The organism is Okeania sp. SIO3B5 (genome assembly GCF_010692555.1).
GTDB lineage: Bacteria > Cyanobacteriota > Cyanobacteriia > Cyanobacteriales > Microcoleaceae > Okeania.
Genome location: NZ_JAAHHG010000303.1, coordinates 1 through 11,980, shown reverse-complemented (window position 1 = coordinate 11,980; position 11,980 = coordinate 1). Strand labels below are relative to the sequence as shown.

The window sequence follows — 11,980 nt, the reverse complement described above, 5'->3', positions numbered from 1 at the left end:
TATGCGAAACTAATTTATCACTGACTTTTGAAGCAATTTCAGCTTTAACAATTTCTGCTATTTGAACAGCTTGTAATAATTTAGTTTTTAATCCTTCATTACTTAAAAAATCATCAAGCCGTTTTTGAAATTCTTTAATTCCAGTACCATCAAGAGATTTTCCTTGCTCTAAATTTTCTAAAGCTGTTTTAGCATAAACATCAAACACTGTATCTCCCCATATTTTTTCTGCTTCACCTTCATTTATATCTAAATATTCGCAGAATTTATCAACAAAAACTTCATGGATTTCTTCTTTTTCATATTCTTCAACATTTTCCCACTTATTGATTAAATAAAATATAGGTTTTGTGATTGTAGGGGTGAAATATTGGTTGATTTTTTTGGGATTGATATGCTTTTGAATACCCAATAGCCTTTTAATATAATTATTCTCTACTTGAGTAAGTGATTGATCTGCACTTAAAACGAAGAAAATAACATCACACTCCTTAATATAACCAAAAATTTGTTGATTCTGTGCTTCTGTATGATTTAATCCCGCTGTATCAATAAACTCTACTCCCCTAGATAAAAATTCAATCGGATAGTAAATCTCAGCATAGTCTAGAGAATTAAGCCATTGACTAAATATCCCTTGTTTAGCTTTAGCTCTAACTTGCTTAGAACTCAAACTATATCTTTTTTTGTATTCTTCTAAACTCAATTCTTCTGTCAAACCATCTTTATGACGAACAAATACTTTTTCTTTTTCACCATGTTTAATAAAAGTAGGAATTGCAGTAGTAGGAGTTACTCCCGTAGGTAGCAAATTTTGTCCAAACAAAGCATTAATAATCGTACTCTTACCACGATTAAAATCTCCAATAATCAAGATTCTAAGATTACCTATATCTAGCAGTTTTTTGATTGATTCTTGTAATGGAGCGACAAAAGGTTGACAATTAATTACACCTTCTTGCTGTTCAAATTCAGTAATAGTTGTAGCTATTTTATCTAGTCGTTCAGCAAACCAACAATAAGTTTCACTTGCTTCCAAATTAACCTTAGAGTTGCCTTTAAGAGCTAATTTTTTATGGCCTTTTATTTCGTCCAGGTTACGCTCTAAAGATAGTACCGACTTTTCAAGTTTATAATAGTTGGCTTTGTTAGAGTTCTTTTGAGCTAGAAAGTCATAAATCTCATTTACCTGAAGTGATAAAATCTCTAGTTCCTCTTCACTTTCTAAGTCAAATTGTTGTAAATTCGGACGAGTTTCAAAACGATATAAATGATAAAAAGAACTTAATAAACCAATGCCTTTAGCTAAATACTTACTGACAGTATCTTGCAAATTTAGACTATATTCACCCATTTGCCGATAAATATCAGGATTGTTAGGGTTTCCGATAGGAAGTTGAAAAGGGAAAAACCTTAAATTTAGACTTGTATAACTATCCTGTTGCTCCGGCAATAAATTCCAAAAAGTAACATGAGGGTGAATTCTTTGGACAAATTGTTGAGCTGAATGAACCCCTTGAATTGTTCCATGTACTAAGATAATAGGAACATCAGAAAGTACACTATAAATGTAATTTATATCCCGATCTGTTTGATATAAAGGTCGCTTAAAATAGCCATCTTGTTTAGATGCTAAATTATGCCAACTATAAGCAGTATTAAAAGCGGCGCGAAAATCAACATAGCCACCCTGTTCATTTTTATCTTTAGGTTTAGTATCATCCCAAAAAGGAGATACCAAAATGATTGGTAAACCTGTCTTTTCATGCAACCCCTTTATAACTTGTTGAGTTGTCTCTATCCCATCAAAAAAGGGACTATTTGCATCTTCTCTAGCTAAATCTGTAAAAGCTTTTTTTATTGAAATAGAATAACTTGATTTTAAGCGTTCAATGATTTGTTGTTCATTTATTCTAATCTCAGAATCTATAAAAGATTTAGTTATGCTCTGTTCGTATTGTTTTTCTAGTTCCTTTACACGAAACTGATTATATTGCGCATCTAGTTCCTTTAAACGAAACTGATGTTGTGTCTCTAGTTCCTGTTCTCGAAAACGATGAGCTTGGGGTTGTATGGTTTTGTAGTCAACCCATTTTCCTATGAGGTTACTTACAGCAATACCCACAGGATATGCTAAACATCCTAATAAGGGATTCATGTGGTTCTCATTTTGATTTGTAGAAGGTTGCTCTAAGGAAGTCATATAAAATCTGAACCTTAAGATTTCAATATTTTAGCAAAGAGCAAACGATAATTGTGGTAAGATGTTACTTTTTTTAACTAACCCACCATTTATAATTCAAAGCACTATAATTAAAGCAAGCAATAGAGGCAAATGTATGAAAGGATCGGGACTTACGCACGGACACTAAATCCAGTGAGGGCAAATGCCATTTGCCCCTACGGATAGCGTTTTCCAGGTGAACCATGAGTAAGTCCTAAGGATATAACTTTCTGTAGTTGCACAGAGAAGTCCAGAAATATTTTTGCCTGCCAGAATTTTTGATATGGAGTTTTACCACCATGAATATTCCTAATTTGCAGAATGCAGTTTCTATGTCTGATCAATCTGATGAATATTCAAATGAAATATTAGATGATTCTAGCCACTTGTCATATCAAAACGATCATTTATCCTCGCCGAGTTCAGGATATCCCGATCGCCCAGAGTATGGCATACCTACTACGGAGAATATTGATGAAAATCAGTCACCGTACTCTTTTGCAAATGAGTCGAATGATTATGAAACAGGAAAATTTGATAATAACTATAACTATCCTTATTATGGAGAAGACAACGGTTACTACCTCCCTACTAGCAATCAGCAAGAAACCGAAACACAAGATTTGAATTATGCGCTGGATAACCATTCGGACAACTTTTCCCCTTACTCTATCAATAGTACACGGGTAAATTATGCACACAGTTGGGAATATTCCAATCAATATAGTTTAGGTTCCCCCTATATGAACCAACCGCAACTTCAAAATAATTCTAGTTCAGAAGACAGCGATACAGACGATGACAATAGCGGAAATAGTAATCTATCTCAAAATGGAACTCAAAATAGTACTCAGACTTCTATAGAAACAATATTATCATTGGGATTTTCAACTTTCTCATTGGGATTTTCCCTGAGGAATGGAGAGTTAAACATTACACATTTTAATATAGAGGGAAACACGATAACAAGCCATAATTCAGAAAACACTAACATACATGGCGATCAAATAGAACAACATGGCAGTTTTGGTATAGGTATTAGTTTAGGAGAAATTGAGCATCAAAACACTAACATAGGTGTAGGTTATAACAACGGAAAAATCAACACGGATACACTAACTGAAAATATTTACGAAGCTCAAGAAAAAACTTTAGCTGAAACAACACCAGAAATGCAGGAATTCTTTCAAAAATTAGAAAAATTCAACTCTATAGAAACCAAGATACCTAACTTGACATTTCCTAAAGAAATTGAGATGTTTAAAAACAATTTCGTACACAAAGAACAAATTATAAGAGTGTGGAAACCACATCTGTAGAGAATGATATCTAGAATCCTCCAACGAAAATTGGTATAGTTTTCAATGTTGACATTGAACTCTCCAGGACAGTATTTTGTCCGCTAAATTCCCCACAATGTTGACAGGTTATGTGAAACTTCCCTACAGGTTAGAAAAATAGAAATTGATTATGGTTGTTCAACTGAACACAATATGACTGAAAATCAAATAGTATACATCTAGAGACAAGCACTATGGAAAACAATAATTCAAAAAATACCACTATATACGGCGACCAAATAAAACAACAAGGCGGTTTTGTTACAGGTGTTCACAAAGGAAAAGTTGAGAATCAAAACACTAATATAGGTGTAAATTTGAACAAAGGAAAAATCAACGCTGATACACTCATTAGAAATAGAAATATTAACGAAGCTCAAAAAAAAACTTTAGCTGAAACAGCAGCAGAAATTCAACAACTTCTCCAACAATTAGAACAATCAAACTCTACAGAAACCACAGCAGACAAAATGGCAGTTGTTGCTCAAGCTGTTGAAATTGTAGAAAATAATCCCAGATTAAAACAGCGAGTAATAGGAGCATTAAAATCATCAGGAATACAAACATTCAAAGAAGCTCTCAATAATCCAATTGCTAATGTTTTAGTAGCAGCTTTTCAAGGTTGGATTAAACCATAACTGTCGTGACTAGCAATATGCGATCGCTATTTTTAAGAATTTTCTACTGTACCTCTCATCATAAATCTGGCGATCGCAGGGAACTGTTCTCTCGATCGCTCTTTTCTGTCCCCTGTTCCCTACTTCCGCAGAATTTTGTACTTCATTAAATTAGAAAGTGCTTTAACAATTACTAATTACCTATAAACTCTACCTCTCCATTTTTTACAAGTTTTCATAGCAGATAAAAATATCCGCAAAACTGGCAAAGGATCTGCTAAAGGAGATAACCAAAATAACCAAACTTGCCCTACTAATTTGTGGATACATATAGGGTACTTGCGATTTCTATAAAATTAGTAGAAAATGGTATTAAAATATGTCAAAAAAACTATCCAATGGTACAAGAACAACTGCACCGACTCAAAGAATATGGAGATTCCATTATCCAAGGGATAGATTCATTATCCCAACAACAACCTCTGCCAGATTGGATACCCGGAGAGCTTAATAACAATTTACAAAAAGTTGAACAAGCAGCCCGAAAAACTATTGAACTTGCTTCTTCCCCAGTAAAAATTGGTGTAATGGGACAATTCAGTAGTGGGAAAACTTTATTACTCGGAAGCTTAATTGGATATGCTGATGGTTTACCAGTAAGTGTAACTCCTACCACAGGGAACGTTACAGCTATTCACCTACACCCAGTTCAGGCAGAAGACTTGCACAAGACAGAATTTGGGGAATTTACTATTAAATATCTGTCTCACAATGAGGTCAAAGAATGTCTGGGTTATATGCTTCAAGTAGCAGCTGAGAGGTCCCAACAATCTTCAGATACCCTCCAGAACTTTACTGCTACAAATATAGATATTAACGGCATCCTGGGATGGTGTAAACAAACCTGGGGCACGACCCAAAATAAAGAGTTACGTTCTTTGCTGCGGGAACTGGTAGGATTTTTGCTTACCTATAGAGTTTATGGCCAAAATATCTGCGATCGCCTCTATCAAGTTGATATGGCCACAGCAAAAGAGGGATTAAAATTAGGAGACCCACCAATGGATATTCTCCAACTCAATTTTGAAGAGTTAGTCGTTTCTCCTCAACCTTGGTCAAATCCTGCCCTACCATCTGCTCAAGACCTGCAAAACAGTTTTTCTTTAATTCGTCGGGTGGATGTAACAGTTAAAGTGTCAAAACAAATCTGGAATTTATCTGCTCTGGGGGAAAATCAAGAGTTTGTTTTGCTAGATTTTCCTGGACTGGGAGCTGCTGACTCTGGGGTGAGAGATGCTTTCCTGTCTTTGCGGGAACTGAAAGAAGTTCAAACAATTCTGCTTTTGTTGAATGGTCAGCATCCTGGAGGAGATACTGCTGATAAAATTCAGGCTATGATGGCGCGAGACCGGGGGGTACAAGACCTGAAAGACAGGATTTTAGTGGGAGTGGGTCGTTTTAACCAACTACCATTATCGGAGAATGATAAGGAAATTCTAGAAGATTTAGCTGGGGAATTAGCACTACTGGAAGAAAACGATGTGCTAGAGGAATTGAAGGTTCTTAAGTTGACGATGACGGGTGCTAGAGGTTTGACTACTAAAGCAGAGAGAGTTGTACTATTGTCGCAAATGTTAGCTTTGAAGGAGTTGGCAAAACGTTCGACTACTTTGGAAGTGTGTTCTCCAGAATTTATGCTTGAACTAGAAAAATATCAGGATGACATAGCTCCCAAATGGGAACAGTTGAGTAAAATGTTGGATTCTAGTTCGGCAGGAATTTTACAGCGACAACTGAGTGATTTTGTAGATGATGGGGGTGTGGGGAGGTTGCGATCGCTGATTATAGACCATGTAAAAGATTACGGCCTGAAACAACTAGAAGAAGATACTCGTCGTCAAGCTCGTGTTTGCCAACAACAGCAAAATGAACTTAGGGCAATATTAGAGACAATTCCTGAATATATACCTACTTCCGACAGTCAAGCTTTTATTGAACTGCGTCAAATCATTGAAGAACTTCTCAATGTCTACAATCGTTTGAAAACAGATTTAGATAAGAAAACATTACAAGATGAGATTAGTGAGGTAGTAAAGGAGGAAGTAACTAATAAAGTATTCTTTGAATGGAATGAGTGGAATTTACTTTTTAATAATACTAAGAATGGGATAGTATCTATAACTATAGCTGACGAAAATAGTGCAGCTAGTAAGCTTTTGCGTAAGAAAAAAAAACATGAGGATAAGAAGACTCCGACTAAGAGTGAGGATTTCTATCCAGCTTTTGAAAAAAGCCTTCAAGAACTAGAGAAATTTGCTCGCGACCGCATCAAATCAGCATTCACAGAGCTATTAACAAAATTGTCTCGGGAACTAGAACCTCAACGCAACAAGCTTCAAGAAATTATACCATCTAGCACTCAAGAAGAGGAAGTAAAAGAAAAGGAAATTGAGGAAAAGTTTGGTGACAGAGAAGTAGAACTTTTAGGAACTCTTTCTTTGCTTGCCAACGATCCACTTATTGAGGACCCAGACATAAATTGGAAGACATTGATCTTTGAAGAAAGTCAGATTGAAAACAATAGTTCAATCATAGATAATATTAGTAATAAGTTTCCTCTAGCTCGTGCAGAGGAAAAACATCAATCTCAAGTGTTTGACTGGAGTCCTAAAAAAGATGGAGTTACTCACAAACCATTTAACCATCAAATTATCGTTCTCAGACTCCGAGACCAAATTAATGATTGCATGGAATTGCACCTAGCAGAGTACGTTGGGGAGATAACCAAAAAAGTAAATAAGAGTTTGAAAGGGATTCTAGATACAGTAATTACTGATTTACGAGAACTTTCCAAAAAAGAAGCATTGCTAAAATATATAGCAGCAGATGAATCAGAAACTCAAACTCCAACCTGGTTACAAAATCTATCGCAAATTGCATCAGTTGAAGTTAAGTGATTGGTGTTTTTAGGAAACAGTTCATTTGGTAAAAGAGATTCGTAGCAAACATTTATTTGTAGTTGTCGTTGAAAGTGTAGTAGAGGTTCAAAAATGAATAACTGGCAAGACCAGGTCAACTTTAATCCTAAAGTTTGTCACAGGAAACCTTGTATTAAAGGAACTCGGATTATGATTTCGGTCATTCTAGATAATCTAGCAGAGGGGTTGACAATAGAAGAGATTGTTGAAGAATATCCACCCTTGACTTTAGAAAATGTGCGGGCGGCGATCGCTTATGCTGCGGCACTGGCGACAGCATTGACTTAATCAAAAAAATAACGATATAATATAATGTCCGGATAATTAGTGATAAAAAAACTTTCTCCTTCTTCTCCTGTTCTTTCTTCTTCTTTCTTCCCTCCTGACTCCTGACTCCTATGAAGGATTATCTGGTGAAGATGATGAGGTGATATGGCAGCAAATTTGTGCTGAAGGACGCTTTTTTATTACTCTAGACCTTGATTTTTCTGATGTCCGCCGTTTTCCTCCGGGAACTCACCCAGGTATTTTACTTTTGCGTTCGGGTAGTAGAAGTCGCCAAGCAGTGCTTGATATTTTGGTGCGAGTTGTGCAGGAATATCCACTTGCAACTTTGCAGGGTTGCTTGGTGGTTGCGGACAAAACCCAAACCAGAATTCGCCGTCCCTCTGTTTGAATAAGAAAAACTAATAGCTAGTTAACAAAACTAATAAAAAGGAAGATAAATCATGGCTGTAAAAATTGAGCTACTAACTCGTTATTTCTTGAGTACCAAATCAACAGACGATAAGGTACTAGAACTGCCTGTAATTGAAATAACTCCATCTAACAATATTCCCCATATCTCTAGTGTCAGTATCTCTGTTGAAGGTCACCCACCAGAACTGGCAGCAAAAATCAAGTCTGCTTACAGAGAAGTTACCTCTGCTAAACCAATTGAACTTTCAATACCTCGAAGATTAAGACAACATAATTGCCAGTTAGACGAACCTCTACCTACAGATGTTAGCTGTACTTTAACAGTAGAAGTCGAATATTTTGACTCTGATGCTGAGGGTAATCCCAACCTTTCAGAACCCAAAAAAACGACTGCTGAGTGCCAAATTGTCTCTAACTCCCAAATCTCAACTCCATCACCTTCAGCAATTCCAACCCCGCAACCTTCAGCAATTCCAACTCCGGAACCTTCAGCAATTTCAACAACTCCCTCACCTTTAGCTATTCCGACTCCATCACCTTCATCAACCCTACCCCAACAATCACCAAAATCTTATCCGGGTTGGTTTGCAATTGACTTTGGAACAAGCAATACAACTGTTACCTTATTCGATCCTAAAGTTACTGTATCTCCAAATAGTTTACCAAGAGAACAAGAAATGGAGTTGCGCAAAAGTTTAGCTGACTGGTTAAATGAAAGACCAATTGATACTAAACCTGGTGTAGTTACAAAAGAGTGGGAAAACGAGTGGCAAAAGTTAATTGCAGAGATTAGCAAGGAATTGCCAAATGTAGATAATACTAACCAAAGTAATCTAGGAAACCAAATATTTTTAGGAACAAGTAGTACATACTTGTTAGAAGCAATTCGCCTCATAGAACTTGGTTTATACCAATGTCGAGACTGGTTTCGCCGTTCTGCTAGTCAGGAACTTAATCGTATTTATCACAAAGTGTTTCGTGTTCCACCCTTAGAATGGCAAAGTTTAATACCAGTAGAACTTGATGAAATTCGCAAACTTAGTGAAATTCCTAGTGAATTAGAAATAGAAAGTCTTGAACCTGATTCAGTTAAAGTAATTCTGGGAGGACGAGCTAGACAAAACAGATTAAATACCATGGCTCAAAACCAAGACATAACAGGCAAATTTCACCACTCACCCAAACGCTATTTAGGTCAACCAAGCTCGCGGTCAATTGATGTCACCTTAAATGGCAACAGTAAAAAAATTAAAGTAGAAGAACTGGTTCAAGGTGCTTTTAGTCATCTGATTCAATTAACTTCAGATTATCGCGATCGCAACCTAGAACGATGTGCTCAAGGTCGCTTTAACAAAGCAGTGATTACTTACCCGACTATATCTCCTCCAAGAGTGCGCCAGGAAGTCAAAAAACTGGTGGAAAACCTGGGTATTGATAATGTCGATATTGCTTATGATGAAGCTGTCTCTATAGCTATCTTTTTCCTATGGCGAGAGTTTGGTGGAGACTTGAATGTAGGGATTGAATCTTTGAAAACCAGGTGTCGTCGCCATGGAGACCAATGGACGCAAAATGTTTTGGTATTAGATATTGGTGGGGGAACTACCGATCTAGCTTTAATCCGCTTCACACTTGAAGAAGTAAAAGTTTTCCAGGATGATGAAGACCCAGGATATGGAGGACGCTATTATAAACTGACTCCCAAACTTTTAGGTTCTTCTGGTCATTTACATTTGGGTGGGGAGCTAATCACCCTGCAAATATTTCATTTGCTCAAGGTTGCTATTGCTGACTGTTTGCTGACTGCGGTGACAGAAGGAAATATTCAACCAGATACATTGAGAATTCAGTTAGATGACCTAGATGAAAAATTCCTGGATCATGAAAAGAAGTTTCAAAGTGGCAATTTATTAGCTTTTGTGGACAAGGAAAATCCTGAAACTGATGTTGCTTATCAGGATGCTTTAAATATTGCGGAGAAAGTGTTACCAACTCGTTGGAAAAATGGAAATGCACCTGCTCGTCAGCAAACATTTTATACTCTTTGGGAATATGCAGAAGGAGCTAAAAAATCAATATTGGGCAAGGGTCAGACAGATGAAATTGTTGAACCTACTTTTGTTTTAGGGGGACAGCAAATAGCCGAATTGTTGGCACAAAGCGATCTACAACTACAAAGCGAAGCAGTTAATAATTTGAGTGTAAGTTTGACTTTGAGTCAGTTGGAAAAAGCCGCTAAACCTATAATTAAGGAGGCAGTTGGTATTGCTAAAGGATTGGTAGAAAGTGGTTTATCAAGACAAGAAGAATTTCAAAATTCTGCTGAAAAAGAACAATTAGATTGGTTGATATTGTCTGGAAAAACCTGCAATCTTTATTTGGTGGAAGAGGAACTTTATCAAGAATTTAATAAGTTTAAATCAGACCGTTTTGTTTGGAACTCAGAAAAAATTACTTTTGTCCCAGAATATACTAAGTTAGCAACTTCAGCAGGAGCGTGTTATGCACAGAAACTACGACAATTGATTTTTTCTCCAGAATCTTCTAAGAATTTGCTCAGAAAAGGGGCAAACCAGCTTTACATTGATGTCAAAAATTTGCTTTATTTTTTGCCATGTTCTTTTACTCTTGGCACTATAGATGGGAGTAGTAACTTAACTATTTTTAAAGCAGGTCAACCACTTTATCAACTTGACCCCAAAGAGTCAGTAGCAAGAGTACGCAGTGAAGAATCCTATGGAGCGCAATTATCAATTTTTCTATTCCGGAAAGATTTTGAAGATAAGAAAGAACAACTTTGGGGTAGTTATGATGCTCAAAAATTGGCAACAGAATTGAAAATGACAGGAGAGGAATTTAACGAAAAAATCAAAGTTGAATTTGAAATTGACCAAGAACTAAATATTAAGTTATTGTTCTGTCAAGGTAAACCCCACTACTTAATTTCTGTTCCTGATAATATTTCCAGTCTTAACGCTGCAGAAGTTATCAAAATTTCTCCATTAATTTCTGAACGTCGAGTGAAGTGCGATATTGCTGTGAATGTAGCTGAGTCAGCAACAGCAATGAAAACAGATGCTCATACACTTGTATTTGATATGGAGAAAGATTATAGTCAAAAAGTAGAAGTTTTTGAATATGATAGTGACAATAATTCTAAAGAAATTGGGATAATTAGTGATGCTTTACCTCCAGTTCCTTTGAGTGGAGAATATAGTTTTTATTTCCAATACCGCGATCCAAATACCAATCAGTGGGAACTAATTGGGAAGTTGCAACCTGATACTCAAACGGAATATCCTTGTGAGTATTATGCGAGTTTAGATAACAAGGGTATTTTACGATTACATGGAGGAACAATTCCCTATTGGAAATCGAACAATTCGGAATGTCTAAAGCAGAAAGGATATGTTTTTGAAGATGAGTTACAATATCAACCAAATGAGATAGAAGAAAAGCGGAATCCATTTTCGGGAACACATTAAGTTCAGTTATCAGTTTCCAGTGCGAGCATCTTGCTCGCTTTGGGGTGTGCCTCAGATTCAGTTATCAGTTATCAGTTATCAGTTATCAGCGTTTGTTTAAGACAATTACAGCAAATTCCCAGTAACAGATATTAAAAATGAAATGTTCCCAGTGCGAGCATCTTGCTCGCTTCGGGGTGTACCTCACTAAGGTGGAACTCGTCGTATCTGAAAACGCAACTGTTGATAACTATTAGATATCTCTAGAAAAGAGGGAACAGGGAACAGGGAACCCACCCCTAGCCCCTCCCAGGAGGGGAGGGGAATAATTGATAATTTATGGATAATAATTGATTTTATTTTTGATTTTTACCAGATGTCTATTACAGCAAATTTTAAGTAGTATGAAGTACAGGTATTAAAAATTCAATGTTCCCAGTGCGAGCATCTTGCTCGCTTCGGAGTGTACCTCACTAAGGTGGAACCCGTTGTATCTGAAAACACAACTGCTGATAACTATTAGACATCTCTAGAAAAGAGGAAACAGGGAGCCCACCCATCGCCCCTCCCCCTCCCAACCCACCACTCGCCCCTCCCAGGAGGGGAGGGGAATAATTGATAATTTCTGGGTAATAATTGATTTTATTTTTGATTTTTA

General features: G+C 36.6%; 8 protein-coding genes. 6 read left to right on the top strand and 2 right to left on the bottom strand.

The features are described 5' to 3' along the window. Positions 1-2,203: dynamin family protein (locus F6K54_RS29380; protein WP_293085693.1), on the bottom strand; the 2,203-nt coding region annotated here is incomplete at its 3' end. Between the two features lie 353 nt (positions 2,204-2,556). Here F6K54_RS29380 and F6K54_RS29375 point away from each other — a divergent pair. The 6 genes from F6K54_RS29375 to F6K54_RS29350 all read left to right on the top strand — a co-directional run bounded on the left by F6K54_RS29375 (position 2,557) and on the right by F6K54_RS29350 (position 11,343). After that, a complete protein-coding gene (locus tag F6K54_RS29375) occupies positions 2,557-3,543 on the top strand; it encodes a hypothetical protein (RefSeq protein WP_293085690.1) in 987 nt (328 codons plus the stop codon). 215 nt (positions 3,544-3,758) lie between these two features. Then, positions 3,759-4,202 (top strand): hypothetical protein, encoded by a 444-nt coding sequence (locus F6K54_RS29370; RefSeq protein WP_293085687.1) that lies wholly within the window; start codon positions 3,759-3,761, stop codon positions 4,200-4,202. Between the two features lie 377 nt (positions 4,203-4,579). Further along, positions 4,580-7,138, top strand: a complete 2,559-nt coding sequence (locus F6K54_RS29365; RefSeq protein WP_293085684.1) for a dynamin family protein — start codon at positions 4,580-4,582, stop codon at positions 7,136-7,138. Between the two features lie 93 nt (positions 7,139-7,231). Next, on the top strand, positions 7,232-7,447 hold the full coding sequence (locus tag F6K54_RS29360) for a DUF433 domain-containing protein (RefSeq protein ID WP_293085682.1): 216 nt from the start codon (positions 7,232-7,234) through the stop codon (positions 7,445-7,447). A gap of 67 nt (positions 7,448-7,514) precedes the next feature. Beyond that, entirely contained in the window at positions 7,515-7,835 is a 321-nt protein-coding gene (locus tag F6K54_RS29355; protein ID WP_366558265.1) for a DUF5615 family PIN-like protein, read from the top strand. A gap of 52 nt (positions 7,836-7,887) precedes the next feature. Further along, entirely contained in the window at positions 7,888-11,343 is a 3,456-nt protein-coding gene (locus tag F6K54_RS29350; protein ID WP_293085679.1) for a molecular chaperone, read from the top strand. A gap of 452 nt (positions 11,344-11,795) precedes the next feature. On the opposite strand, the gene F6K54_RS29345 is transcribed toward F6K54_RS29350, so the two are convergent. Further along, positions 11,796-11,980: hypothetical protein (locus F6K54_RS29345; protein WP_293085678.1), on the bottom strand; the 185-nt coding region annotated here is incomplete at its 5' end.

Excerpts from the sequence above, each read along its gene's own strand:
- F6K54_RS29365 (WP_293085684.1), top strand. The coding sequence starts at position 4,580 with ATGGTACAAGAACAACTGCACCGACTCAAAGAATATGGAGATTCCATT.
- F6K54_RS29360 (WP_293085682.1), top strand. The coding sequence starts at position 7,232 with ATGAATAACTGGCAAGACCAGGTCAACTTTAATCCTAAAGTTTGTCAC.
- F6K54_RS29370 (WP_293085687.1), top strand. The coding sequence starts at position 3,759 with ATGGAAAACAATAATTCAAAAAATACCACTATATACGGCGACCAAATA.
- F6K54_RS29350 (WP_293085679.1), top strand. The coding sequence starts at position 7,888 with ATGGCTGTAAAAATTGAGCTACTAACTCGTTATTTCTTGAGTACCAAA.
- F6K54_RS29375 (WP_293085690.1), top strand. The coding sequence starts at position 2,557 with ATGTCTGATCAATCTGATGAATATTCAAATGAAATATTAGATGATTCT.